This window comes from Bradyrhizobium sp. 138, assembly GCF_023074075.1.
In the GTDB taxonomy this organism is placed as follows: Bacteria; Pseudomonadota; Alphaproteobacteria; order Rhizobiales; family Xanthobacteraceae; genus Bradyrhizobium.
Genome location: NZ_JADPKT010000070.1, coordinates 121,794 through 147,428 on the forward strand (window position 1 = coordinate 121,794; position 25,635 = coordinate 147,428).

The 25,635-nt window shown below is 65.5% G+C and carries 20 protein-coding genes; 9 read left to right on the forward strand and 11 right to left on the reverse strand.

The genetic code is table 11. The features are described from left to right. Positions 1-17: 17 nt before the first annotated feature. A complete protein-coding gene (locus IVA79_RS22775; protein WP_247557188.1) occupies positions 18-1,094 on the forward strand; it encodes a BMP family ABC transporter substrate-binding protein in 1,077 nt (358 codons plus the stop codon). Positions 1,095-1,188: 94 nt separating this feature from the next. On the opposite strand, the gene IVA79_RS22780 is transcribed toward IVA79_RS22775, so the two are convergent. Continuing rightward, positions 1,189-2,538, reverse strand: a complete 1,350-nt coding sequence (locus IVA79_RS22780; RefSeq protein WP_247556877.1) for an 8-oxoguanine deaminase — start codon at positions 2,536-2,538, stop codon at positions 1,189-1,191. 150 nt (positions 2,539-2,688) lie between these two features. Between IVA79_RS22780 and IVA79_RS22785 the strand changes: the two genes are divergently transcribed. From IVA79_RS22785 to IVA79_RS22795, 3 genes are read left to right on the forward strand one after another with little or no spacing between them, the layout of a single operon-like run. Further along, the gene (locus IVA79_RS22785) at positions 2,689-3,513 is read left to right on the forward strand and encodes an FAD binding domain-containing protein (protein ID WP_247556879.1); all 825 of its coding nucleotides are present in this window, start codon (positions 2,689-2,691) and stop codon (positions 3,511-3,513) included. Then, positions 3,510-6,233: a molybdopterin cofactor-binding domain-containing protein gene (locus IVA79_RS22790; protein ID WP_247556882.1), complete on the forward strand. Its 2,724-nt coding sequence runs from the start codon at positions 3,510-3,512 to the stop codon at positions 6,231-6,233. The genes IVA79_RS22785 and IVA79_RS22790 overlap by 4 nt, the downstream gene beginning before the upstream one ends. Before the next feature lie 22 nt (positions 6,234-6,255). After that, positions 6,256-7,653, forward strand: a complete 1,398-nt coding sequence (locus IVA79_RS22795; RefSeq protein WP_247556885.1) for a nucleobase:cation symporter-2 family protein — start codon at positions 6,256-6,258, stop codon at positions 7,651-7,653. On the opposite strand, the gene uraD is transcribed toward IVA79_RS22795, so the two are convergent. From uraD to IVA79_RS22815, 4 genes are all read right to left on the reverse strand, one after another. Continuing rightward, positions 7,650-8,537, reverse strand: a complete 888-nt coding sequence (uraD, locus tag IVA79_RS22800) for a 2-oxo-4-hydroxy-4-carboxy-5-ureidoimidazoline decarboxylase (protein WP_247556887.1) — start codon at positions 8,535-8,537, stop codon at positions 7,650-7,652. The genes IVA79_RS22795 and uraD overlap by 4 nt on opposite strands. Before the next feature lie 3 nt (positions 8,538-8,540). Continuing rightward, positions 8,541-9,476, reverse strand: a complete 936-nt coding sequence (gene puuE, locus IVA79_RS22805; protein WP_247556889.1) for an allantoinase PuuE — start codon at positions 9,474-9,476, stop codon at positions 8,541-8,543. Continuing rightward, a complete protein-coding gene (locus tag IVA79_RS22810; RefSeq protein ID WP_247556891.1) occupies positions 9,477-9,890 on the reverse strand; it encodes a DUF3830 family protein in 414 nt (137 codons plus the stop codon). It lies immediately after the preceding gene. 89 nt (positions 9,891-9,979) lie between these two features. Further along, entirely contained in the window at positions 9,980-10,246 is a 267-nt protein-coding gene (locus IVA79_RS22815) for a hypothetical protein (protein ID WP_247556894.1), read from the reverse strand. A gap of 1,142 nt (positions 10,247-11,388) precedes the next feature. Between IVA79_RS22815 and IVA79_RS22820 the strand changes: the two genes are divergently transcribed. Both IVA79_RS22820 and IVA79_RS22825 read left to right on the forward strand, forming a co-directional pair. After that, complete coding sequence (locus IVA79_RS22820; RefSeq protein ID WP_247556898.1) at positions 11,389-12,543, forward strand: MFS transporter; 1,155 nt, start codon at positions 11,389-11,391, stop codon at positions 12,541-12,543. 158 nt (positions 12,544-12,701) lie between these two features. Continuing rightward, positions 12,702-15,545, forward strand: coding sequence for a winged helix-turn-helix domain-containing protein (locus IVA79_RS22825; RefSeq protein WP_247556901.1), 2,844 nt, complete (start codon positions 12,702-12,704; stop codon positions 15,543-15,545). A gap of 16 nt (positions 15,546-15,561) precedes the next feature. Here the strand turns inward: IVA79_RS22825 and msrA are convergent, their stop codons facing one another. The 6 genes from msrA to IVA79_RS22855 all read right to left on the reverse strand — a co-directional run bounded on the left by msrA (position 15,562) and on the right by IVA79_RS22855 (position 20,598). Next, positions 15,562-16,077: a peptide-methionine (S)-S-oxide reductase MsrA gene (msrA, locus tag IVA79_RS22830; protein ID WP_247556904.1), complete on the reverse strand. Its 516-nt coding sequence runs from the start codon at positions 16,075-16,077 to the stop codon at positions 15,562-15,564. 141 nt (positions 16,078-16,218) lie between these two features. Continuing rightward, entirely contained in the window at positions 16,219-16,641 is a 423-nt protein-coding gene (locus tag IVA79_RS22835; RefSeq protein WP_247557190.1) for an OsmC family protein, read from the reverse strand. Positions 16,642-16,750: 109 nt separating this feature from the next. After that, positions 16,751-17,599, reverse strand: coding sequence for an enoyl-CoA hydratase/isomerase family protein (locus tag IVA79_RS22840; protein WP_247556907.1), 849 nt, complete (start codon positions 17,597-17,599; stop codon positions 16,751-16,753). A 39-nt stretch (positions 17,600-17,638) separates the two neighbouring features. Continuing rightward, positions 17,639-18,952: an epoxide hydrolase family protein gene (locus IVA79_RS22845; protein ID WP_247556909.1), complete on the reverse strand. Its 1,314-nt coding sequence runs from the start codon at positions 18,950-18,952 to the stop codon at positions 17,639-17,641. 242 nt (positions 18,953-19,194) lie between these two features. Further along, positions 19,195-19,884 (reverse strand): VOC family protein, encoded by a 690-nt coding sequence (locus IVA79_RS22850; RefSeq protein WP_247556912.1) that lies wholly within the window; start codon positions 19,882-19,884, stop codon positions 19,195-19,197. A 45-nt stretch (positions 19,885-19,929) separates the two neighbouring features. Further along, entirely contained in the window at positions 19,930-20,598 is a 669-nt protein-coding gene (locus tag IVA79_RS22855; protein ID WP_247556915.1) for a sensor histidine kinase, read from the reverse strand. A 327-nt stretch (positions 20,599-20,925) separates the two neighbouring features. On the opposite strand from IVA79_RS22855, the gene IVA79_RS22860 reads away from it, so the two are divergent. The 3 genes from IVA79_RS22860 (at position 20,926) to IVA79_RS22870 (ending at position 25,544) form a co-directional block, all read left to right on the forward strand. Further along, a complete protein-coding gene (locus IVA79_RS22860) occupies positions 20,926-23,829 on the forward strand; it encodes a winged helix-turn-helix domain-containing protein (protein ID WP_247556916.1) in 2,904 nt (967 codons plus the stop codon). 117 nt (positions 23,830-23,946) lie between these two features. Continuing rightward, a complete protein-coding gene (locus tag IVA79_RS22865; protein ID WP_247556918.1) occupies positions 23,947-24,654 on the forward strand; it encodes a hypothetical protein in 708 nt (235 codons plus the stop codon). A gap of 188 nt (positions 24,655-24,842) precedes the next feature. Continuing rightward, entirely contained in the window at positions 24,843-25,544 is a 702-nt protein-coding gene (locus IVA79_RS22870; RefSeq protein ID WP_247556920.1) for a type 1 glutamine amidotransferase domain-containing protein, read from the forward strand. The last annotated feature ends 91 nt before the right edge of the window (positions 25,545-25,635 follow it).

Sequence of the window (25,635 nt, forward strand, 5' to 3'; positions counted from 1 at the left end):
ATGTATGGAGATCGATGATGAGGAAATCATTTCTCGCGCTGGCGACCGGGCTCTTGCTTGCCGGGACCCTCAGTGCAGCTTCCGCCGCCGACAAGTTGAAGGTCGGTTTCATCTATCTGGGTCCGATCGGCGACCTCGGCTGGACCTATCAGCACGATCTCGGCCGCCAGGCGCTGGTGAAGGAGTTGGGCGACAAGATCGAGACCACCTATCTCGAGAACGTGCCTGAAGGCCCCGACGCCGAACGTTCCATCGAGCAGCTCGTCCGCGCCGGCAACAAGCTGATCTTCACGACCTCGTTCGGCTATATGGACCCGACGCTCAAGGTCGCCAAGAAATATCCGAACGTGCATTTCGAGCACGCCACCGGCTACAAGCGCAATCCGAACATGTCGACCTATTCGGCGAAATGGTATCAGGGTCGCTACATTCAAGGCCTGATTGCGGCCAAGATGTCGAAGTCGGGCGTGCTCGGCTATATCGGCTCATTCCCGATTCCGGAGGTCGTCTCCGGCATCAACGCGACGATGCTGGCGGCGCAGAGCATCAACCCGAACATCAAGGTCAAGATCATCTGGGCCAACACCTGGTTCGACCCGGGCAAGGAGGCCGACGCCGCCAAGGCGCTGATCGACCAGGGCGCCGACGTCATCATGCAGCACACGGATTCTCCGGCAGCGATGCAGATCGCCAGCGAACGCGGCAAGCTCGCCTTCGGCCAGGATTCCGAGATGATCAAGTTCGGGCCGAAGACCCAGCTCACCTCGATCCTGGACACCTGGGGCCCCTACTACATCGAGCGCGTCAAGGCCGAGCTCGCCGGAACCTGGAAGTCCGAGGACAGCTGGGGCGGCCTCGACAGCCACATGTTTGCGATGGCGCCCTATACCAACATGCCTGACGAGGTGAAGAAAATGGCGGAGGATGCCCAGGCTGCGATCACCGCGGGCAAGCTGCATCCGTTCAAGTGCCCGATCGTTGGGCAGGACGGCAAGCCGGTGGAGTGCAAGGGCGGCGATCACCTCGACGACGGCCAGATTCTCGGCATGAATTTCTACGTCAAGGGCATCGACGACAAGCTGCCGGGCAAGTAGCACGCTTCTTGCTTTACCCAGATCACCTGCTCCTCCCGGAGGAGGTTCGGAGGGGGTGGCCAGAAGCACCCGGCACTTGTGGTCGCCCCCTCTTTCATCCCATCTGCATGATCCGCGCAGCAGAGCTGTGGCGGCGGATGAGATCTGCTACGTCCAGTCCCGGGATCGCGCCATCGATCACGGCCCACCTTCCCGCGACCATTACGCGATCGGCCCGATGCGCCCCGCACAGAACCAGCGCGGCCAGGGGATCGCCATGGCCGGAGAAGCGCAACTCATCGAGCTTGAACAGTGCGAGATCGGCGGCCTTGCCGACGGCGATCTCGCCGAGTTCCGGCCGGCCGACGCAGGCTGCCGAACCCTTGGTGGCCCAGCGCAGCGCATCCTTGTGGCTGACCTTGGTCACGCCGTAGCGCGCTCGTTGCAGCAGGAAGGCGGCCCGGACCTCCTGCATCAGGTTTGAGCCGTCATTCGAGGCCGAGCCGTCGACACCAATCCCGATCCCGACGCCGGCCTCCTCCATCTCGCACACGGGGCAGCAGCCTGACGCCAGCAGCTGGTTGCTGCACGCGCAATGGCTGATGGTCGTCTTCGCCTTGCCGAGCCGTTTGATCTCGTCCGCATTGAAAAAAATACCGTGGGCGAGCCACGTCCGCGCATTGAGCCAGCCGCATTGCTCGAGATAGTCGAGCGGGCGGCAGCCATACATCTGCTGGCAGAATCTATTCTCGTCCTCGGTCTCGGCGAGATGGGTGTGCAGCCGCACGTCGAGTTTTTCAGCGAGCTCGGCGGTGGCGCGCATCAGCGAGGTCGTCACCGAGAACGGCGAGCACGGCGCCAGCGCGATCTGCACCATCGCATCCGGACCGCGCTGGTGATGTTTCGCCACCACCCGCGCGCTGTCGGCGAGGATCGTGTCCTCGTCCTGCACCACGCTGTCAGGCGGCAGGCCGCCGTCGCGCTGCGACAGGTTCATCGAGCCGCGCGTCAGCAACACGCGCATTCCGAGCCGCTTTGCGACGCCGACCTCGATATCGACGGCGTCCTCGAGCCCCGCGGGGAAGACATAGTGATGATCCGTCGTGGTGGTGCAGCCGGAGAGCAGCAGCTCGGACATCGCCACGGTGACGCCGAGCTCCAGCGCGTCAGGCGTCAGGCGGGCCCACACCGGATAGAGCGCCTGGAGCCAGGGGAACAGCTCGCGATCCATCGCCGCCGGCAGCGCCCGCGTCAGCGTCTGGTAGAAGTGATGATGGGTGTTGATCAGGCCCGGCAACACCACGTGTTCGCCCGCATCGAACACCGCGGCGTCAGCGGTCGCAGGCGTGCCGCCGGCCGGCACGAGCTCGACGATCCGCCCCTCCTTCACCACGATGCCGCGCTCGGCCCCGTCGGCCAGGATGGCCAGGGGATTCCTGACCCAGATCGGCGTTGCGTCGCTCATGATCCTGCCTCTTCTCGCATCCGCTGCTGACCGGCCTGCAAGACGAAAGCCAGCCCGATCGCGTTCCTGCTGCGACTTGTTTGTTGCGACTTGGCTCCGGTCTTGCAAGACTCATCTGCACGATTCACCCGCGGAAGCGTTGGCGCAGCCATGGATTTGAATACCATCACAGCGGTCGCCCATCCGCAAACGCGCACGCAGCTGCCGGTCTGGACGGCGGGCGATGCCTGGCTCGCCGGCGGCACCTGGTTGTTCTCGGAGCCGCAAACGCATCTGAGGCGGCTGATCGATCTCACCGATTTGAGATGGCCGGCGCTGACGATCACGGAAGGCCATCTCAGCATCGCCGCCACCTGCACCATCGCGGAGCTCGATGGACTCGCCGGCCCGCCTGACTGGCTCGCCGTGCCGCTGATCAACCAGTGCTGCCGCGCGTTCCTTGCTTCATTCAAGATCTGGAAGACGGCAACGATCGGCGGCAATCTCTGCATGTCGCTGCCGGCGGGACCGATGATCTCGCTCACCTCCGCGCTCGACGGCGTCTGCACCATCTGGAAGGCCGGCGGCGGCGAGCAGACGATTCCCGTCGTCGACTTCGTCACCGGCAACCAGCGCAATCGCCTGACGTCGGGCGACCTGCTTCGCCAGATCGACATTCCAATTGCCGCGTTGAAGCGCCGCACCGCCTTTCGCCAGATCTCGCTGGCGCCGGTCGGCCGCTCGGCAGCTCTTCTGATCGGCAGCCTCGATCCAGATGGCACGCTGACGCTCACTGTCACCGCATCGACGGTGCGGCCGATCCAGCTACTCTTTCGCAAAACCCCGGACGCGAGCGCGCTCCGCGACGCGATCGCCCAGCAGATTACGGACGATCTGTACCACACCGACATCCACGGCCAGCCGCTCTGGCGCCAGCACATGACGCTGCGGCTCGCCGAGGAGATTCGTCGCGAGCTCTTGGGAGCAACGCCGTGAGTTTCGAGATCAACGGCAAGGCGTTTTCGCAAGCGCCACGCGCCGGCCAATGCCTGCGCACGTTCTTGCGCGAGCTCGGCCATTTCGGCGTGAAAAAGGGCTGCGATGCCGGTGACTGCGGCGCCTGTACCGTGCTGCTCGACGGCGAACCGGTGCACAGCTGCCTGATCCCGGCGTTCCGGGCCGAGGGACGCACCGTGACCACGATCGAAGGCCTTGCCGGAGCGAGCGACGCGCATCCGATGCAGCAGGCCTTCCTCGAGGCGCAAGCCTTTCAATGTGGTTTCTGCACCGCCGGCATGATCGTGACTTGCGCCTCGCTGAATCAGGCCCAGCGCACCGATCTCGGCGCGGCGCTGAAGGGCAATATCTGCCGATGCACCGGCTATCGCTCGATCGAGGATGCATTGCTCGGCAAGACCAATGTCGAGGCGAGCGTCGAGGCCGGGGCCGCATTCGGCCGCAGCCTGCCGGCGCCCGCGGGTCCCGACATCGTGCGGGGCATGGCCCGCTACACCTTCGACACCGCCATCGACGGCCTGCTCCATGTCAAGCTGGTGCGCTCGCCTCATGCTCACGCCCGGATCGTCGCGATCGACAAGGCGGACGCGCTGAACGTTCCCGGCGTGCACGCCGTGCTGACGCATGAGGACGCGCCGTCTGTCCTGATGTCGACTGCGCGGCACGAGATGGACTGGATGGACCCGGAGGATACCCGCATTCTCGACGACGTCGTCCGCTTCATCGGACAGCGGGTTGCCGCAATCGTCGCCGAGAGCGAAGCCGCCGCCGAGGAGGCGTGCCGCCGGCTGAAGGTCGACTACGAGATCCTGCCTGCGCTGATCGATCCGGAGCAGGCGATGGTGCCGGGCGCGCCCATCATTCATCCCGACCGCACCACGGCGAACCGCATCGCCGATCCCCAGCGCAATCTCGCGGCGGAGACGCATGGTGAGTTCGGCGACGTCGCGGCCGCGCTCGCGACCTCCGCCGTCACCTATCAAGGCACCTTTCACAGCCATCGCGTGCAGCATGCGGCGCTGGAGACGCATGGCGGGCTCGCCTGGCGCGATGCTTCGGGCGTGCTCAACGTCCGCACCTCGACCCAGGTCCCGTTCCTGACCCGGCGCGCGCTGGCGGACATTTTTGAGCTCCCCATGGACAAGGTCCGCGTGTTCTGCGAGCGCGTCGGCGGCGGCTTTGGCGGCAAGCAGGAGATGTTCGTCGAGGACATCCTCGCGCTTGCTGCGCTGAGGACCGGACGTCCCGTGAAGCTGGAGCTCACCCGCGAGGAGCAGTTCATCGCGACCTCGACGCGGCATCCGATGCGGGTCCACATCAAGGCCGGCGCCGATACCGACGGCAAGCTCACCGCGCTTCAGCTCGACGTGCTCTCCAACACCGGCGCTTACGGCAATCACGCCGGGCCGGTGATGTTCCATGCGCTCGCCGAGTCCATCAGCGTGTACAATTGTCCGAACAAGCGGGTTGACGGCGCCGCCGTCTACACCAACACGGTGCCGGCGGGCGCGTTTCGCGGCTACGGCCTGCCGCAGGCCTTGATCGCCGTGGAAGCCGCGATCGACGAGCTGGCAATGCAGCTCGGTATCAGCCCCTACGAGATGCGCCGGCGCAACATCGTCAAACCGGGCGACGCCATGCTGTCGCCGCCGCCCTCCGAATTTCACGACGTGCTCTACGGCTCCTACGGCCTCGACCAGTGCCTCGACCTCGTCGAGCGCGCGATGCAGGCCGATGGCCCGCAGCCGGCGCTGTCGCCGGAATGGCTGATCGGTGACGGCATCGCTCTCACCATGATCGATTCCGCGCCGCCGGCCGGGCACATCGCCGACGCCATGATCGCGCTTGCCGAGGACGGCGGCTTCGATCTCACCGTCGGCACCGCCGAGTTCGGCAACGGCACCAGCACCGTGCACCGGCAGATCGCTGCGACCACATTGGCGACCACCGTCGACAGAATCCGCCTGCGCCAATCCGACACGGCCCATGGCGGCCATGACACCGGCGCCTATGGCAGCGCCGGCACCTTCGTCGCCGGCAAGGCGACCCACGCGGCGTCCATGCAGCTTGCGACCGAGCTGAAGGCGGCGGCCGCCAATGCGTGGCTGTGCGACGTCGAGGCCTGCGTGCTCGAGGACAATGCGGTCGTCAGCGGCGTCCGGCGCATGCCTTTTACCGACCTGGTGAAGCTCGCGCGCGAACGCGGACAGCCATTCGCGAGCACCGGCAATTCCGAGGGCACGCCGCGTTCGGTCGGCTTCAACGTCCAGGGGTTTCGCGTCGCCGTGAACAAGGGCACCGGCGAGCTCAGGATTCTCAGGAGCGTGCAGGCGGCGGACGCCGGCATCGTCGCCAATCCCATGCAGTGCCGCGGTCAGGTCGAAGGCGGCGTCGCGCAAGCGCTCGGCGCCGCGCTCTATGAGGAGATGGTGATCGACGCGAACGGCCGCGTCACCAACCCAAAATTCCGCGACTATCACCTGCCCTCGTTCGCCGACATCCCGCGCACGGAGGTGTTTTTCGCCGACACGTCCGACACGATCGGGCCGCTGGGCGCCAAATCGATGAGCGAGAGCCCGTACAATCCGGTCGCCGCCGCGCTCGGCAACGCCATCGCCAATGCCACCGGCATCCGCTTCACCGCGCCGCCCTTCAAACCGGACCGGCTGTTTCCGGCGCTGCTCGACAAGTTTGGTTAGGTAGGTTTCGGAGGATTCATCCATGAGCAGCGAAGCCCATCCCGTCGACGAGGTCCTGCCGGTCCCACGCCTCTTGGCGCTCGGGCTCCAGCATGTGCTGGTGATGTATGCCGGCGCGGTCGCCGTGCCGCTGATCATCGGGCGCGCCTTGAAGCTGCCGCCGGAGGATGTCGCCTTCCTGATCAGCGCCGACCTGTTCGCCTGCGGGCTCGCGACGCTGGTGCAATGCATCGGCTTCCCCGGGGTCGGCATTCGCCTGCCCGTGATGATGGGCGTGACATTCGCTTCAGTCGGTCCGATGCTGTCGATGGCGGCGGCGCCGGAGATCGGCCTGCTCGGCATCTACGGCTCCGTCATCGCCGCGGGCCTGTTCGGCATCATTGTCGCACCGTTCGTCAGCCGGCTGTTGCCGCTGTTTCCTCCCGTGGTCACCGGCAGCATCATCCTGATCATCGGCATCTCCCTGATGCGCGTCGGCATCAACTGGGCCGGCGGCGGCCTGCCGACGCTGACGAAAGTGGTCGACGGCGTCGCCGGCAGCTTTCCCAATCCGGCCTATGGCCAACTGCAGGGCCTCGGCATCTCGTTGTTCGTGCTGCTGTTCATTCTCGGCCTGATCAAATGGGGTACCGGCTTCCTGGCCAATGTCTCGGTGCTGCTCGGCATCATCGCCGGCGCCGTGCTCGCGAGCATTCTGGGCGTGATGCATTTCGACAAGGTCGCCGCCGCCTCCTGGGGCGCGCTGATCATTCCCTTCCGCTTCGGCGTGCCGCAATTCCATCTGGTGCCCGTGATCACCATGTGCGTCGTCATGATCGTGGTGATGATCGAATCGCTCGGCATGTTCCTCGCGCTTGGCGACATCACCGGCAAGGCCGTCGACCGCGAAGCGCTGAGCCGGGGCCTGCGTGCGGACGGCGTCGGCACGCTGCTCGGCGGCATTTTCAATACCTTCCCGTACACCTCATTCTCTCAGAATGTCGGCCTCGTCTCGGTCACGGCCGTGCGCTCACGCTGGGTGACGGTGACGGGCGGTTGCATCATGCTCGGGCTCGGCCTGTTGCCGAAGCTCGCCGCATTGGTCGAGGCTGTGCCGCTGGTCGTGCTCGGCGGCGCAGGCCTCGTGATGTTCGGCATGGTGGCGGCGACAGGTGCGCGCATCCTCACCTCGGTCGATTTCCGCAACAACCGCTACAATCTCTTCATCGTCGCGATCTCGATCGGCTTCGGCCTGATCCCGCTCGCCGCCCCCGGCTTCTTCCGGAATATGCCCCACGATCTCCAGCCGCTGCTGGAGTCCGGCATCCTGCTCTGCGCGATCGTTTCGGTGCTGCTCAACGCTTTCTTCAACGGCCTGAGCGGCGGCGCGACAGCGGAGGCGGACGCGGCGACGGTCGCTTCATCCGCACAACACGTTTAGCTGCCACGATAGGTCGAATAGCTCCAGGGTGTGACCAATAAAGGCACGTGATAGTGGCGTTCCGGCTCGCTGATCGCAAAGCGCAGCGGGATTTCGTCGAGGAAGGGCGGGTCGGACAGCGGCACATTGCGCGCGGCGTAATATTTGGCGACGCTGAATTGGAGCTCGTAGCGGCCGATCGGCAGCGGGCGGCCGCCGATCAGCGGCTGGTCGGTGCGACCGTCGGCATTGGTGACAGCGCGCGCGACGACGCGGCTCTCGCCGAGGCTCGCGAGCTCCACCAGCGCAATCGGGATGCCGGCGGCGGGCTTACCGACGTGATTGTCCAGCACATGGGTCGACAGCCGGCCATGCACCTTCAGCTTGTCGTCGGCAATGACGAGCTGATCCAGCCGCAGCGCCGAGATGCGGCCGATTTCCTCGATCGCGCGCCGGGTCTCGGTCTTTGCGATATTGCGCAAGCGCGTCTCGAAGTCGCGCAGCACGGAATCCTTGGTGTGACGGCGCACGCAGACGATATAGGGGAAGCCGAACTTGTCGCGGTAGGCGTTGTTGGCGCGCTCGAACGCGGCGTATTCGGCTTCCGAGAGCCGGTCGAGCCCGGCACTGTTCTGCTCGTCGGTCGATTCCGCCGTGAGGCCGGCGGCGCGCTGGGTCTTGTTGGCGAGATCGGGATGCGCCCGGATCAGCGCCAGTTGTGCGTCCGGTTCGGCGCTCTGGATCGCCGCCATCAACGCAGTGTGCAACTGTTTGAGACCGGTGAACGGCCGCTTGCCGGCGAGCTGCTCGGCGATCCACGGCGAATATTCGACGACGTTGGCGAGCGCCGCGACGAAATCGGCGTTGCTTGCTGCATTGAGATCGGCCAGCGAGATCTGCGACATCCTTCACCCGATCTCGAATGCGCCGGCCGCCAGATGCGCGTGCTTGTCGTGCCAGTGCTGTGCGATCTGCAAACGCGTCGGCACCCAGACGCGCTCGTGCTTGCCGATGTAATCCAGGAAGCGCATCAGCCCGGCGGCGCGGCCGGGCCGGCCGGCGAGGCGGCAATGCAGGCCCACCGACATCATCTTCGGCGCGGTCTCGCCTTCGGCGTAGAGCACGTCGAAGGCATCCTTCAGATAGGTGAAGAACTGCTCGCCTTCGGCAAAGCCCTGCGGGTTGATGAAGCGCATGTCGTTGGCATCGAGTGTATAGGGAATGATGAGCTGCTTTGCGCTCGCACCCTTGATCCAATAGGGCAGATCGTCGGCATAGGAATCGCAGAGATAGAGGAAGCCGCCCTCCTCCATCAGCAGACGGTTGGTGTTGATCGAGGAGCGTCCGGTGTACCAGCCGAGCGGGCGTGAACCGGTGGCTTCAGTATGGACGCGGATCGCCTCGGCGATCTCGGCGCGCTCTTGCGCCTCGGTCATGTCCTTGTGCTCGATCCATTTCAGGCTGTGGCTGGCGATATCCCAGCCGGCCTCCTTCATGGCAGCTACGATTTCCGGATTGCGCTTCAGCGCGGTGGCGACGCCGAATACGGTGGTCGGCCAGTTGCGGGCGGTGAACATCCGCCACAGCCGCCAGAAGCCGGCGCGCGAGCCATATTCGAACATCGATTCGATATTGGCGTGGCGTTGGCCCGGCCAGGGCTGCGCACCGAGCACGTCGGACAGGAACGCCTCCGAGGCGGGGTCGCCATGCAAAATGTTGTTCTCGCCGCCTTCCTCGAAATTGACGACGAATTGCACCGCGACCCGGGCGTCGCCGGGCCATTGCGGATGTGGCGGATTGCGGCCGTAACCGCGGAGATCACGGGGGTAGCGGGGCTCGGTCACTCAGACTTCCTCGAAGCGGATCGGCAGCGCGCCATTCCACAGCACGCTCTTGCCGAGGGGGGCGAGATTCTCGAGGCCCGAGGTCAGCGTGATGAAATGGTTGCCGGCGAGCTGGCCCATCTTGCTGGCGAAGTGCACGCTGCCGTAGGCCAGCAGGATCTCGGTCTCGCTGATGCCGCCGGGATAGAGGATGATCTGGCCGGGCGCGGGATAGCTGGTGTGATTCTCGTAGCCGACGCCGAAGTCGAGATCGCCGAGCGGCATCCACACGCCCTCGCCGCTCCAGCGCACATGGATGATGTGGCTTTCGAACGGCAGCACCTTGCGGAAGGCGGCGACGGTCTTGGGTGCCAGTTGCTCCTCGAAGCGGGCATCGAAGCTGAAATCGCCCGCACGGATAACGAGTTTGCCCATCTCATCTCTCTGGATCGGGGCCGGTGGCCCACGGAAACCTTTCCAGCAAAGAGCACTCCCAACAGTTTCGCGCAAGTGCCGCGGCAACATCACCTGCGGTCGTAGGACCAGCCGAAAATGCCGCTCCGCCGCGTCTCCGGTTCCGGCTCGGCGGCCGGCAGCGGCGCCTCCTTCAGTTCCGCTTGCGGGGGCGGCGCCGGCAGGGTCTCGCATGTCATGGCGTAGACCAGCTTGCCGTCCGCGGTGCGCCCGATCGGGGCACAGCGGTCGGGATGCGCCGCATTGGTCTTCGGCGTTTTGGCGTGCGCGGCCACCGCGGAGGCCATCAGGAGCAGGACCAGCAGATATCTCGACATCGTTGTCGCCTCACGCAGCATCCGCCCATTGAACCGGATCGCGGCGGGCAAGTCCATCGGGGCAATGCACATTCCGACGTGCAGTGCCGTAGGGTGGGCAAAGCGGAGCGTGCCCACGTATCTTTCGCGGCCGAGAGAGATCGTGGGCACGGCGCAAGAGCGCCTTTGCCCACCCTACGATATTTGAGCTTGTGACACGCAGTTTGACTCACAGACACGCCTTCGCAGCCTCGCGACTTGTTCGCCCGAGCTTTGCTTGGTCACTCCACCCTCTTGATCCAAGAGGGCGCAGGGAAGGCCGGGTGCCGACCTCGCACCCGCGGTCCGCTGCGCGAAATGCGCACGCAGGAAGAACCGCACAGCAGCATACAGGTGGTGCCGATCACTCGGCCTTCCCTGCGCGATGGTCGGACGGCTTATGCCGTGATCTCCCGGGAGCCGAACTTTCCTTCTGGCCTCCCTCGCCCCGCGAATTGGATGATGCAGTCTGCCCGGTTGGGCTCGCTCGCATCTTCGCTGGACTTGACCGTGGCAACGACGGCCAGGACCACACGGTTTTGCCGTACGCACGGCCCGCCATGTCGCCGCAGTATTTCCAGCCCTGTCGACGAAGCCGGAAACTTACAGGCGAGACGAACCTGACAGCGCCGCTCGTCTGCACGAAGCCTCGGGCTCACAGGGACTACCCGCCCTGCCCGCGCCTCTCATGCCGACGCTGCCGCGTCCACCGCAAGCCCGGCTCGCGATCAAGACGACCTCGAGATCGCCCCTCTTGGTGAGCCGGGATGGGCGACACATACGACAAAACCGAATTTCGGTAAAGTGGAATATTTTTGGCAAGAGGGATTGACAGAGGGCGACACAGCAAGGTGCCGTAGGGTGTGGCAAAGGCGCAAAGCGCCGTGCCCACCATCTTTCACGAGTTCGGACGCTCGTGGGCACGCTTCCGCCTTCGCTCTCCGAGCTTCGGCGGACAAGCCGCTCACCCGGGCTACGAAAGTGTCACCTCTTCCGCAGGCCGGCATGCCATCGCCCTGCGGCGTACTGGGGTCGCTGCGACACTTCGTGCGCGCCGCAGACATAAAGTCGCGACAATCGTCGGGCTTGTCGTTCGCCCCACCTCTGCTTCCCCCGGAGTTCCCATGTCTTCTGCCGACCGTCCGGCGACTCGCCTTGCGACGCGGCTCGCCTTCCTCGTCGCGGGCTTCGGCATTGCGTGCTGGGCGCCGCTGGTGCCGTTCGCGAAGACGCGGCTCGGCGTCGATGACGGCGTGCTCGGACTGCTCCTGCTCAGCCTCGGCATCGGCTCGGTCGTCGCGATGCTGCTGACCGGAATCATCAGCGCACGCCACGGCAGCAGGCCGATCATCATTGCGGGCGGCTTCGGCCTGACGCTGGTGCTGCCCCTGCTCGCGGTCGCAAGCTCGCCCGCAACGCTGGCGCTGGCACTTTTCGCATTCGGCGCGGCGCTCGGCTCGATCGACGTCGCCATGAACATCCACGCCGTGGAGGTGGAGCGCGCCGCGAAACGCCCGCTGATGTCCGGCTTCCACGCGCTGTTCAGCATCGGGGGCTTCGCCGGATCCGCGCTGATGACAGCGCTGCTCTCGCTGCAATTCGGCACGCTGGCCTGCACGCTGATCTGCTCCATTCTGATGCTGATCGCGATGATCGTGACGGGGCCGCGCCTGCTCCGCTCCGTGCAGGTGCAGGAGGGCCCGCTATTCGTGATGCCGCACGGATCGGTGCTGCTGCTCGCGCTGCTCGGCGCAATCACTTTCCTGGTCGAGGGCGCGATGCTCGATTGGGGCGCACTGCTCGTCATCGGTGCAGGTTTGGTCACCGAGGCGCAAGGCGGCACCGGCTACATCGTGTTCTCGATCGCGATGACCGCGGGCCGGCTCGGCGGCGATGCCGTCGTTGCACGCATCGGGGACCGCGCGACACTGCTCTGGGGCAGCCTCATTGCGATCGCCGGTTTCGTGGTCCTGCTCACGGCGCCCGTGTCGGCGGTCGCCATCGCCGGATTCCTGCTGATCGGGCTCGGCGCGTCGAACCTCGTGCCGGTGCTATTCCGCCGGGCGGCGCGGCAAACGGTCATGCCGACAGGCCTTGCGGTCGCGGCGATCACGACCGCGGGCTATGCCGGGATCCTGATCGGCCCTGCCGGCGTCGGCTTCGTCGCACATCTTGGCGGATTGCCGCTGGCGTTCTGGTTGCTGGCCGCGCTGATGGGTCTCGTCACGCTGTCGGCGCGCATCGTCACAAAGCACGCGGATCGGACCATGCCGACCTAACCCCTTCCGTCGCAAGCACTATCCGGGCGAGACGAAGCCGGCCCAAGCCATCTGCGCAGGTCTGTCAGCCATGCGGCGTTCGGCCAGTTTACTGGACGCCTCGTTCTGCTAGACCAGAACAAAATACCTTTTGACTCCCGTCGCGGGGGCAATGGCACGTGCCAGCTCATAGTAACCAAGACTCGGTCGTTTCATTCGGGCCATTCCGGCTGTTTCCAAAGTCCCGGCTCCTGGAGAAGGAGGGGGAGCCGCTTCATGTCGGCGGCCGCGCGCTCGATATTCTGATCTTGCTTGCCGAGCGCCCGGGGGAGGTCGTCGACAAGAGAGAGCTGGTCAAGCGCATCTGGGCCGACGTGAATGTCGACGAGGGCAGCCTGCGCTTCCATGTCGCAGCCTTGCGCAAGGTGCTCGGCGATACCGGCAAGTCCGCCCGTTACGTCCTTAATGTACCGGGCCGTGGCTATTGCTTCGTCGCCACGTTCGCTCAAGCGCCCCCGCAGGTCACCCAAGCCTCAGCCGACATCGTCCCTCCCCGCTCCCTGCCCGCCCAGCTGGCGAAGATGGTCGGACGCGAGGAGGTCATCGAGAAGATTTCGAGCGGCCTGACCCTCTATCGCTTCATGACCGTGGTCGGCCCGGGCGGCATCGGCAAGACCGCGGTCGCCGTCACGGTCGGGCATCGTCGCTCGGCGGATTTCGGCGGGCGCGTCTTCTTCGTCGATTTCGGCCCGCTGCGTGACGCCAGCCTCGTCGCGACCACCATTGCCACAGTGCTCGGGCTGACCGTCAGCTCGGAAGATCCGACGCCGGCCATCCTGACATTTCTGAAGACTGGACCTGCCCTGCTGATCTTCGACAGTTGCGAGCATGTGCTGGACACGCTGGCTCCGCTCGTGGAGCGCATCGTTCGCGAAGCGCCGCAGCTCCGTGTTCTCGCAACCAGCCGCGAATCGTTCCGAAGCGAAGGCGAGCGGATTTTCCGGCTGTTCCCGCTGGATTGTCCGCCCGAGCGCGAGGGCCTCGATGCCGCCGAGGTTCTCGCCTACCCGGCCGCCCAGCTCTTCGTCGAGCGCATCGCGCAGAGCTCCGGACCGTTCCAGCTCAGCGCCGAAGAGGCCCCGCTTGTCGCAAAAATCTGCCGGCGGCTCGACGGCATCGCGCTGGCGATCGAGCTCGCGGCGGGCCGTGTCAATGCGTATGGCATCGCCGGCACGGCGTCCCTGCTCGACAGCCGCTTTTCGCTGCAATGGCGGGGGCGACGCACGGCCGTGCCGCGGCACCAGACGCTCGCCGCCGCTCTCGACTGGAGCTACGACCTGCTGCCTCCGGCGGAAAGCGCCACCTTGCGGCGACTGTCGGTGTTCGCCGGGCCGTTCGCACCGGAGGCGGCCGCCGCCGTCGCGTCCGGCGACGGCCTCAGCACTTCGGAGACGCTGGAGGCGATCGACAGCCTGGTCACCAAATCGCTGATCGCGCCGTCCGGTTCGCGCGCGCTGCGCTATCGCCTGCTCGACACCACGCGCACCTACGCGCTCGGCAAGCTGAACGAGCTCGGTGAAGTCAGGCAGTTCGCGCGGCGCCATGCGGAGCATTTTCGCGACTTCTTCGAGCGCGCGGGGGCCGACACATCGACGCCGCTTCCCGAATGGCTGAGCAGCTATGGTGGGGAGCTGGACAATGTGCGCGCGGCGCTGGACTGGGCCTTCGCGCCCGACGGCGATGCCAGGCTCGGCATCGCGCTGACGGCGACCGCGGTCACGCTGTGGGTGCGTCTTTCGCTGTTCGCCGAATGCCGCGAACGCTGCAGGACGGCACTGGCTGCGCTCGGAGACGGTGGCGAAGACGACCGCATCCGCATGCAGCTGCTGTCGGCACTCGGCTGGTCGCTGATGTATGGCGAGGGCCGCGCGCGCGAGGCGCGCCCGATCCTCGAGACGACGCTCGAGCTGGCTGAGCGCCTCGACGACAAGGATTTCCGGCTGCGCGCGCTCTGGGGCCTGTGCATCGACCAGTTCAACAACGGGCAGTTCGGCAAGGCCCGCGCACTCGCCGATCGCTTTGCGAGCGCCGCGCTGAAGTCATCCGACACCACCGATCTCATGCTGAGCGACCGCCTGATGGCGGTCGCGCTGCACTATCTGGGGGACCAGGACGATGCGCGGCAGCGGATCGATCGGGTCAACGCTTCGCTGCATGTGCTGGAAACGAAGCCGAAAATCTTCCCGCTCGATCTCAGAATATCGACGCAATATTTCCGGGCTCGCATCCTCTGGCTTCAAGGCCTCGCCGATCAGGCCCAGGCGCTCGCCGCCACGAACATCGAAGAAGGCCGTGCCAACGGCCACGCGCTGACCTTCTGCAGCGTGCTGGGGCAGGCCGCCTGCCCGATCGCGTTCTGGTCCGGCGATTTCGATGCTGCCGAGCGCCACGGCGCCGAGCTGCTCGAACACACCGAGCGCCACGCAATCCGACCATGGGGCCTGTGGGCGCGGGCCTTCAACGCCGCGGTCATCGCGCGGCGCGGCGACATCGCGGCGGGCCTGCCGCTGCTGCGCGAAGAGCTCAATCGTGCCGGCGATGCGCGCTTCCTGCCGCGCTTTCTTCCCCTGCTCGGCGAGCTCGCCGCGTGCTTCCTGGAAGCCGGCCAGATCGACCGCGGCCTCGAACTGATCGAGGACATCCTCACCCGTTGCAACGACCGGCAGGAGCGCTGGTATCTGCCGGAGCTGATCCGCCTCAAGGGAGAATTGACGCTGAGAAGTCCGCGGCCTTCGGAGCACGCCGAGGCGCGCTTTCGCGAGGCGATCGAGATTGCCCTCCAGCAGGGCGCGCGCTTCTTGCAGCTGCGCTGTGCCGTCAGTCTGGCGCGGCTCATGATCGGCGCCGGGCGAGGCGCGGAAGCTCAGGCAATTCTCGACAATGTCTGCGGGGCGTTTGCCGAGGGATCAGAGATCGCCGACCTGCGCGCGGCCCGCGAGCTGATGGCCCGATTGCGCGCCTGACGGCACGCGACCTGATCTAGCCTCCGACCGCAGCCGCGCGGCGCGGCAGCTTCCAGCCGGGGCGGATGAAGTGGCAGGTGTAGCCGTCCGGGTAACGTTCGAGATAATCCTGATGCTCGGGCTCGGCTTCCCAGAACTCGGTCGCGGGCGCGACCTCGGTCACCACCTTGCCCGGCCAAAGGCCCGACGCCTCGACGTCGGCGATGGTGTCTTCGGCGATCCGCTTCTGCTCCTCGCTCGTCGTGAAGATCGCCGAGCGGTAGCTCGTGCCGAGATCATTGCCCTGGCGATTGAGCGTGGTCGGATCGTGGATCTGGAAGAAGAACTCCAGCATGGTCCGGAAGCTGGTCCTTGCGGGATCGAACATGATCTCGATGGCTTCGGCGTGGCCTTCGTGATTGCGATAGGTGGCGTTCTTGACATGCCCGCCGGTGTAGCCGACGCGGGTGGAGATCACGCCCGGCTGCTTGCGGATCAGATCCTGCATGCCCCAGAAGCAGCCTCCGGCCAAAACTGCGCGCTCTGTCGTCATCTGATGTGCTCCCAGTTGATCACGTTATTCGTCCTGCAGCTACCGCATCATATAGGCTTTCGGCCGCCCGGCCGAAAGCCACACATTGCATGTGCGCCCACCCGGCTGCCGGCACGGGACGGACCCAAACAAGCCCTCGCCTCAACCCAGCTTGGCATCCAGCGTGATCGCGGCGTTGAGCACCTTCGAGACCGGGCAGTTCTTCTCGGCCTCGCCGGCGATCTTGGCGAAATCTGCGTCGTCGAGGTTGGGCACCTTGGCACGCAGGGTCAGCGCCGACTTGCTGATCTTGAACCCCTTGCCCTCGGGCTCGAGGGTCACGGCGGCCTCGGTCGAGAGCTCGTCCGGCGTGAAACCGGCCATCTGAAGGCCAAAGGCCAGCGCCATCGTGAAGCAGCCGGCATGAGCCGCCGCGATCAACTCCTCGGGATTGGTCCCCTTCTCGTTCTCGAAGCGGGTCTTGAACGAATAGGGCGTTTCGCTGAGCACGCCGGATTTGCTCGAGAGCTGACCGTTGCCGTCACGGCCGGTGCCCTTCCATACTGCTTTCGCTTTGCGGATCATCATGGTTCTCCTGTTTTGTTTTCGAGCACCGGTGCTTTGTACCGATGGAAGGCGGCATCGGCGTGACCGCCTGCCGCCGCTCCAACCGGCGAAGCGCCGCAGCGGTTCCCTAGCTGCCGATTTGGCCGACGTGGAAGCCAAGCCGGTTCTCGACGTCACCGGCGCGATGGAAGCCGCGCGCCATCAGCGCCTTGAGACGGGTCTGGCTCGCGGGGCGGCCGAGCGAGGCCAGGAAGGCGTCCCACTCCGGCTTGATTTCGACATCCGGCGGCAGGCTTGCGACATCGACAAGGCGCTTGGTCTCGGCGATCGCCTCCTTGTCGAAGGATGCGATGCGCATGGCGAGCGCCTCGACGAAACCATCGAGCTCGGCATCCGGCATCGACCGGTTGACATAACCGTAGCGCTCGGCGAGATCGCCATGGATGTCGTCAGCGCCGAGCAGCACTTCGAGCGCGCGGCCGCGGCCCATCAGGCGCGGCAACCGCGCCATCGGTCCGCCGCCAGGCACGAGGCCGGCGCCGACCTCCCATTGCGACAGGATCGCCCTCTCGCGGCTGGCAAAACGCATATCGCTGGCGAGCGCGAGCTCACTGCCGACGCCGGTTGCGCGGCCCCGGATCGAGGCGATGGAGACGACAGGCGCGCGGCTGAGACGCACCAGCATGTCGGGCAAGGCCTGAAGGCCGGTCGGCCCAGGCGGAATGCTCAGCGAATCCTCCAGCGGCACGAGGAAGTCGTAATGCGTGATGAAGAAGCCTTCGACCGCGCTGTCGAACACCACGACCTTCACGTCCGGATCGGTCTCGATCTTGGTGACGATGTCGTCCAGCAGCGGTAGCTGCTTCGGGCCGAAGATGTTCACCGGCGGCATGTCGAAAGTGACGCGCCAGTAGGACGGCAGGCGGCGCTCCAGGCGGATGTCTGCGGCCGTGAAATTGCGTTCGGGACGGTTCATGTCTTGCACTCCTGATGTATGAACGTATGGCGTCGCATCTCAGATCGATTGCCGCAGCGGACGGAACGCGGTTCGCACCTCTGCAGAGAACAGGGCCGGCTGCTCCCAGGCTGCGAAGTGGCCGCCCTTGTCGAGGCGGTTGTAGTGCATCAGCCTGGGATAGGCCTTCTCGGCCCAGCTGCGCGGCGCGGCATAGATCTCGTCCGGGAAGACGCTGACCGCGACCGGGATCTTGACGTGCTTGGGCGCGAAGAACACCAGCTTGTTCTCCCAATAGAGCCGCGCCGACGACACCGCCGTGTTTGTCAGCCAATAGAGCGTGATGTTGTCGATGACATCGTCGCGCGACAGGCCTTCCGCCTTGCCTTCGAACACCCGCGCGATCATCGCGGCGCTGCGGGCGTCGTGATCGAGCATCCAGGATGCCAGACCTGCCGGGGAATCCACGAGGCCATAGAGCGTCTGCGGCCGGTTCGACATCTCGATCGCGTAACCGAGACCGTGCTTGTAGAAATCGTCGAGCTGGTCGTAGGCAAAGCGCTCGTCGGCCGAAAGGTTCGCCGGCCGCGTTCCGCCGGGCTGCAGCGCCTTCGCGATCTCGTCGGGGACGGTCGCGGGCATGTTGGTGTGGATGCCGAGCAGTTCCGGTGGCGCGATCAACGCCATCTGCTCGGTGACGGCATTGCCCCAATCGCCGCCCTGCGCGACATAGCGGCTGTAGCCGAGCCGCTTCATCAGCACGATCCAGGCGCGCGCGATGCGCCGCGGATCCCAGCCGAGCGTCGTCGGCTTGCCGGAGAAGCCGTGGCCGGGCAGCGAGGGGATCACGAGATCGAACGCGTCCGCGGCCTTGGCGCCGTGCGCGGTCGGATCGGTCAGCGGTCCCACGATCTTCATCTGCTCGATGATCGAGCCGGGCCAGCCATGGGTGACGATCATCGGCAACGCATTTTCGTGCCTGGAACGGACGTGAATGAAGTGGATGTCGAGGCCGTCGATCTCGGTGATGAATTGCGGCAAAGCGTTCAGCCGCGCCTCGATGCTGCGCCAGTCGTAGTCGCCCTGCCAGTAGCGCACGAGCTCCTGCACCGTCGCCAGCTGCACGCCCTGCGATTGATCCGAGACGATCTCGCGATCCGGCCAGCGCGTTGCCGCCAGACGCCGGCGGAGGTCGAGCAGATCCTGCTCGGCCACGTTGATTTGGAATGGTCGGATCGCGCCGCCCGCCACCGCACTTGCCGGATGCAGCGGCAGCAGGCTCGATACACTGGCGGCAACCGCGCCCATGGCGGCCTGGCTCAGCAATTGACGGCGGTCGGGATTAAGGATGTCGGTGCGGACTTGCGCGGTCATGTTGGATCTCCCTTGCTTTGGCTGGTGACGCCGACGGGTTCGAAATCAACCTGTCGGTTCGTGTGCAGAGAGATTGGTGCAGGTCCCAGCAATTTGCTCGTTATGGGTTGTTAGCCTGCGTTAGCCCTTGCGAGTCCGCGCGCTGCAACGAGCGACGATCCGCGCAATGTGGCACGGCGCGCGACGATCTCGGTCATCGCGCGCCGTGTCGGCCAAAACTCGAGAGCCGCATGGGCTGCAATTCACGACGGCAGCTTCTCGCCGGCCTGCTCACGCACGATGTAGTCGGCGTACCAGTCCGGCCAGTTCTCGTCGTGCCCGCCGGCTCGCGCCTCGTGCTCGCCATGCGCTGCCGCCGCACGGCGCAACGCTGCCGCGAGATCGGTCGTCGACGCGAACGTTGTGCCGCCGCCTGCGATGCGCCCGGGCAATCGTGTCGTGACTTCCTGGAACAGCCAGCCATTGCCGTCGGGATCGCTGAACGATGCAAACGAGCTGTAGCTGCCGCGCTTGGGGTCGGCACCGCCGATGCGAACGCTGCCGAACAGGTACGGCTCGTCCGGCCCGGCGTGAACGTCGCCGGCACCGTGGAATGGCGCGCTGACCTCGAGGCCGCGGCCGAGCAGATCCTGTCGTGCCGCCTCCAGATCGGAGACGATCAGGTACAGGCCACGCGCCGAGCCAGGCGGTGCAGCCGTCACGTTCCGGCCGAAGATCACCGAGCAGGCCGAGCCCGGCGGCGTGAACTGGATCACGCGCCAGTCGTCGCCAGAGGCGAAATCGGCGTCCAGCCGCCAGCCGAGACGCGCGTAGAACGCCTTGGCACGGTCGACGTCGGACACGGGGATCACGACGACTTCGAGCTTCAAGTCAACGCTGCGCGATGCCGAAGGCTTGGCCCCGGTTTCGCGATCGATTTCGATGGTGGTCATGTCGAACTCCCTGAGATGAGACGCGGTTGCAGGCACGGACGGCGGTCATGCGGCGGCCGGAATCACGATGGTCACCCGCGTGCCGCCCTGCCCCGCCTCGCCGTGCAACCGCGCGTGGATGCTGCGTGCGAGCCCTTCGAGGATGCGGCTGCCGGTGCCCTGAAGCGGGCCGGTCGCACCAATGCCGTTGTCGGCCACCGTGCAGAGCCAGGTGTCGTCACGGTTGGACACATCGACGCGGATCAGTGCGCCGTTGCTGTTCGGGAAGGCATGCTTTGCCGCATTGGTGACCAGCTCGGTCAGCATCAGCGCGAGCCGATGGCACTGCGCGGCCGGCAATTTGCCGCTTTCGATCGCAGCCTCGCAGCGGATGCCTGCCGGCTCCAGCACCGCTTCGGAGAGCGCGGCGCACAAATTTTCGAAGAAGGGCTCGACCGACACCATTGATGGGTCGTCGTTGTCCGACAAGAGCTGATAGAGCCTGCCGAAGGCAACGATGCGCTGCTCGAGCCGGTCCACCGCCAGCGACACATCCCCCCGGCCTGCGCGGGTGAAATCGCGGCGGACTGACGCACCGAGCAGCGTCAGCGTGTTCTTCATGCGATGGTGGGATTCCCGCAGCACGAGCTCCCAATCACGCGACTGATCGTCGAAACTGGCGACGAATTGAGATCGAACGACATGGTCGTTCAGCCGAGCGCCGATACCGGACATCATAGTCTCCCGTTGAAAAATTGGATCTAACTCGGAGGCTATAGTGGATGCGTCGCGCGCGTTTGGCCCGTTAGACGTTGCAAGATTCTGTTATGATCGGCGGCAGTGCAATCGCGCGGCGAGCAGCGTGGCCACGACGGTCAAGCACGCTGACGAATTGTCGCAGCCGCGTCGTAAACCGCTCGTCTTTAAACAAAATTTGCAACGGATCCCTCCGGTGCACTCGGCGAGCGCCACGCGATTTCGCCACTTTCGGTCGGTTTACTGAACATGTCGATCTGGTAGATCAAAGTGCAGACTTCAACCCATTCACTGGAATCATTGCCCGTGCCGGATACTAACGAGCAGGATTCGGTCATTGCCTTCGGGCCGTTCCGCTTGTTCGCGAAATCACGGCGGCTCGAGAAGGACGGCGCCCCGCATCACCTCGGCGGCCGTGCGCTCGATATCCTCATCTGTCTTGCCGAGCGTGCCGGCGAGGTCGTCGACAAGCGGGAGCTGATCAAGCGCGTCTGGGCCGACGTGAACGTCGACGAAGGCAGCCTGCGTTTCCACATCACGACGTTGCGCAAGGCCTTGGGCGATAAAGCCTTGGGCGATAAGGCCTTGGACGATAAGGCCTTGGACGACAAGACTCTGGGCGATGCCGGCGTAGGCTCCCGCTATGTGATCAACGTCCCCGGGCGCGGCTATTGCTTCGCGGCCCCGCTGCTCCGGGCGGCGCCACCGGAGATTCGGACCGGCGATCCTGCCGCTTCGCCCCGCTCGCTGCCCGCGCCGCTCGCCAAGATGATCGGCCGGGACGATGCGGTCGGGAAGAGTTCAGCCGAGCTTGCCCAGCATCGTTTCGTCACGATCGTCGGCCCGGGCGGGATCGGCAAGACGTCGGTCGCACTCGCCGTCGCGCATGGCGAACTCGCGGCCTTCGAGGGCCAGGTGCGTTTCGTCGATTTCGGCGCGCTGACGGATGCCAGGCTCATTCCGGCAACGATCGCAACCGCGCTGGGCCTCACCGTCAATTCCGACGACCCCGTACCCGGCCTGCTGACCTTCCTGCGCAGCCGGCGGATGCTGCTGGTGTTCGACAGTTGCGAGCATATCCTCGACGAGCTCGCCCCTCTGGCCGAGCGCATCATCCGGGAAGCGCCACAGCTGCATATTCTGGCCACCAGCCGCGAATCCCTTCGCACCGAAGGTGAGCGCGTCCATCGGTTGTTTCCGCTGGATTGCCCGCCGCAGCGCGAAGGGCTCGGCATCGCCGACATCCTGGCCTATCCCGCAAGCCAGCTCTTCGTGGAACGCATTGCCGAGAGCCTGAGCGAATTCGAGCTCAGCGAGGAGGATGCGCCGCTGGTCGCCGAGATCTGCCGGCGGCTGGACGGCATTGCGCTCGCGATCGAGCTCGCGGCCGGACGTGTGAACGCCTATGGCATTGCCGGAACCGCCTCGCTGCTGGACAGCCGCTTCTCGCTGCTGTGGCGGGGACGGCGCACCGCGATTCCGCGGCACCAGACCCTGAGCGCTGCGCTGGCCTGGAGCTACGATTTGCTGCCGCCGGCCGAAAGCGCGACGCTGCGCGGATTGTCGGTGTTCGTCGGGCCGTTCACGCTGGAGGCCGCACTTGCCGTCGCGTCCTGTCAGGGCATCAGCGAGCCCGAAGCGGTGGAAGCGATCTCGAACCTGCTCTCCAAGTCCCTGATCGCGACCTCGCCCGCGGAGCGGCGGCTGCGCTATCGCCTGCTCGACACCACGCGCGCCTTCGTCGGCGACAAGCTCGCCGAGAACGGGGAAGCGGACCGCATCGCGCGTGCGCACGCCGAATATTTCCGCGATGTCCTGCGCGACATCGCGCTCAAATCCACGGGCATGCAGAGCGCCGGCGGCTTCCTTCCCTATGCCGACCATCTTCCCAATGTCCGGGCCGCGCTGACCTGGAGTTTTTCGGACCGCGGCGACCGCACGATCGGCGTGGATCTGGCGGCCTCGGCGGCGCAGTTCTTCCTCGAGCTGACATTGCTGACGGAATGCTTCCGCTGGACGCAGCAGGCACTTGTTGCTCTCGATACCGACACGATCGACAGCCGTCAGGAGATGACGCTGCAGGCAGCGCTCGGGGTCTCCGTGATGTTCACACAGGGCAATACCGAAGCCGTCCGCGCCGCGTTCACGCGCAGTCTCCAGCTCGCCCGGGAGCTCGAGGACCTGCACTGGCAGCTCTGGCTGCTGCGCGGATTGCATATCTACCTCACCAGGGTCGGAGATTTTCACGGTGCGCTTGGAACCGGCGAGCAGGGTAAGAGCGTTGCACGGAAGCTGAACGATCCCGCCAGCACGCTGAACGTCGAATGGATGCTTGGCGTGGCGCATCATTTGATCGGCAATCAGGACAAGGCCGTGCGATTCTGCGCGAGCGCGATGGTGCATAATCCCGGCTCGCAGCGGCTGAACATCGGCCATCTCGGGTATGACGACCGCATCGTTGCGCTGGTGGCGCTGGCGCGCGGGCTTTGGCTCACGGGCCAGCCCGCGCGAGCGGTCGAGGCGGCGAGCTACACGGTGCGCGAGGCCGAGCTGCTCGAACAACCGCTCACCCTCGGGATTGCCCTGATCTGGACGATCTACGTCTTTCTCTGGGTCGGCGACTGGGACAATGCCGAAATCCTGATCGAGCGGCTGATCGATCATTCCGCCCGCCACTTCCTCGGGCCCTATCACGCGGTCGGCATCGGTCAGAAGGGCGAACTGCTGCTGCGACGCGGTGAGGTCGCCGCCGGCATCGAGCACCTTCGCCGCAGCCAGGCCACGTTGTACGCAACACGGCACCGGATCATGACGACGGTGTTTGCGACCGCGCTTGCAGAGGGTCTCGCCTCTCAGAACCAGGCCGACGAGGCCTTGCAGACGATCAACCAGGCGATCGCCCAGATTCCCGATCACGGCGAGTCCTTTGACATGCCGGAAATGCTCAGGATCAAGGCCGACATCCTCGCCGGGCTTGGCGAGGCGGCGGAAGCCGAGAGCACCTTGCGCCAATCGCTCGATCTGTCCCGAAGCCAGGGCGCGGTCGGTTGGGAGCTCCGCGGAGCGATCAGCCTCGGCCGCATCTGGGCGCGGGCCGGCAAGGACGCTGACGCGCGCGCCCTGCTCACCCCCCTCGTCACGGGCTATCAGGAAGGTCTTAGGACCCGCGATCTGATCGCCGCAAAGGGGCTGCTGGGCGCCCTGAATTGAGAGTATCTTCAACGAGATACCGCCGTGCCGCCCGCTCGCAACTCCTAACAACTTCTAACACGCCAAGCCGCATGGGCCCCGCCATGGTGGGACACTGCACGGTGGATATGGCGGGACATGGCGCTTCTTGATGATGTGATCGATGCCAGCGGCGGAATGGCCCGCTGGAATAGCTTGAACCGGTTCACGCTTCACCTTTCCGTCGGTGGGTCGCTGTTCTCCGGTGCCGGACATGCCAGTGAGTTCAAGGACGTGACCGCGGAGGGCTCGACCCGGACGCAGTCGGTCCGCTTCACCGGCATTACCGGGGGCGAGTACTCCGGCTCCTTTCAGCCGGACGCGGTCACCATCGAGAGCCTGGATGGCGAAGTCCTGCGGACCTGGCGCAACCCGAGCCTCGCGTTCCCCGACGCCAGCTCGCCTGCGCTCGCGGACGAGCTGTATCTCGTCTTCTTCTGCGGCGTGGCGATCTGGAACTACCTGACCAATCCGTTCCTGCTCGCCCATCAGGATGTTGTGGTGGAGGAACTGCAGCCCTGGCGGGAGGGTGCCGAAACGTGGCGGCGGCTGCGGGCGCGATTCCCCTCGCACATCATCACGCTCGCGCCTGAACAGATCTTCTATTTCGACGAGAGCGCCCTGCAACGGCGCACGGATCACGATCTCTTCGGGATGAAGGTCGCACACGCCTCCTGGGCTCATGACAGCTTCGGCGGCATCGTGGTGCCGACGCTTCGACGTATTCAGGCATTGCGGCCGGACGGAACCGTGGTCGCCAGGCCCGTGCTCATGGACGTCGAGATCTTCGACGCCGTCTTCGAATGATTGCAACGCGAGCGAGCCTGACCGGCCTCTCCGCTCTCAACGTCTAACGATACATAACGAGCCAACAGACTGCCTTGGGTGCAGATTGCGTTCGCGAGCATCGAACGACCTGCTCGAACGAGACCCGCGCGACGCATCTCCACTGGAATGGAAGCGTCGATGCAGCGAACCCACTCAAGGAGGAAGTCATGAAGGTACTGATGGTTCTTACGTCCCACGATCAGCTCGGCGACACCGGACGCAAGACGGGCTTCTGGCTCGAAGAGCTCGCAGCCCCCTATTATATCTTCAGGGATGCCGGCGCGGAGATCACGCTGGTCTCGCCCAAGGGCGGCCGTCCGCCGCTCGATCCCAAGAGCAACGAACCCGAATTCCGCACCGACCTGACGTTGCGTTTCGAGAAGGACACGGCTGCGGAGGCGCAGCTTGACAAGACCCTTCGCCTCGACAGCGTCAGGCAGGAGGACTTCGACACGCTGTTCTATCCCGGCGGCCATGGCCCAATGTGGGATCTCGCCGAAGATCCGGACTCGATCAAGCTCATCGAGTCTTTCTTTGCCGCCGGCAAGCATGTCGGGATCGTCTGTCATTCCCCGGCGGCGCTGCGCCACGTCAAGTCGCCGGACGGCAAACCGCTGGTGCAGGGCAAGGAGGTTACCGGCTTCACCAACGGCGAAGAGGACGCGGTCGGCCTCACCAAGGTGGTGCCGTTCCTGGTCGAGGACGAGATGCTGCGCCTTGGCGCCACCTTCTCGAAGAAGGCCAACTGGACGCCCCACGTCGTCAGCGACGGCCTGCTGATCACGGGCCAGAACCCGCACTCCTCAGGTCCCGCCGCGCAGGCCCTGCTGGCTGCCGTCAAGGGCAAGCCGATGGCGAAGGCTTCGTAGATCCTCCACGCCTCGGGAGGCGCCTGCGATGGCACCTCCCGGCACCGCCATCGTGAGCGAACGATTGGCACTTTCAACGAATTCGCACGCT

Bases quoted from the DNA above. Each gene is read 5' to 3' on its own strand.
- IVA79_RS22850 (WP_247556912.1), bottom strand. From the start codon at position 19,884: ATGACCACCATCGAAATCGATCGCGAAACCGGGGCCAAGCCTTCGGCA.
- IVA79_RS22820 (WP_247556898.1), top strand. From the start codon at position 11,389: ATGTCTTCTGCCGACCGTCCGGCGACTCGCCTTGCGACGCGGCTCGCC.
- IVA79_RS22845 (WP_247556909.1), bottom strand. From the start codon at position 18,952: ATGACCGCGCAAGTCCGCACCGACATCCTTAATCCCGACCGCCGTCAA.
- IVA79_RS22840 (WP_247556907.1), bottom strand. From the start codon at position 17,599: ATGAACCGTCCCGAACGCAATTTCACGGCCGCAGACATCCGCCTGGAG.
- IVA79_RS22815 (WP_247556894.1), bottom strand. From the start codon at position 10,246: ATGTCGAGATATCTGCTGGTCCTGCTCCTGATGGCCTCCGCGGTGGCC.
- msrA (WP_247556904.1), bottom strand. From the start codon at position 16,077: ATGACGACAGAGCGCGCAGTTTTGGCCGGAGGCTGCTTCTGGGGCATG.
- IVA79_RS22870 (WP_247556920.1), top strand. From the start codon at position 24,843: ATGAAGGTACTGATGGTTCTTACGTCCCACGATCAGCTCGGCGACACC.
- uraD (WP_247556887.1), bottom strand. From the start codon at position 8,537: ATGTCGCAGATCTCGCTGGCCGATCTCAATGCAGCAAGCAACGCCGAT.
- IVA79_RS22780 (WP_247556877.1), bottom strand. From the start codon at position 2,538: ATGAGCGACGCAACGCCGATCTGGGTCAGGAATCCCCTGGCCATCCTG.
- IVA79_RS22775 (WP_247557188.1), top strand. From the start codon at position 18: ATGAGGAAATCATTTCTCGCGCTGGCGACCGGGCTCTTGCTTGCCGGG.
- IVA79_RS22795 (WP_247556885.1), top strand. From the start codon at position 6,256: ATGAGCAGCGAAGCCCATCCCGTCGACGAGGTCCTGCCGGTCCCACGC.
- IVA79_RS22855 (WP_247556915.1), bottom strand. From the start codon at position 20,598: ATGTCCGGTATCGGCGCTCGGCTGAACGACCATGTCGTTCGATCTCAA.
- IVA79_RS22865 (WP_247556918.1), top strand. From the start codon at position 23,947: ATGGCGCTTCTTGATGATGTGATCGATGCCAGCGGCGGAATGGCCCGC.
- IVA79_RS22785 (WP_247556879.1), top strand. From the start codon at position 2,689: ATGGATTTGAATACCATCACAGCGGTCGCCCATCCGCAAACGCGCACG.
- IVA79_RS22835 (WP_247557190.1), bottom strand. From the start codon at position 16,641: ATGATCCGCAAAGCGAAAGCAGTATGGAAGGGCACCGGCCGTGACGGC.
- IVA79_RS22810 (WP_247556891.1), bottom strand. From the start codon at position 9,890: ATGGGCAAACTCGTTATCCGTGCGGGCGATTTCAGCTTCGATGCCCGC.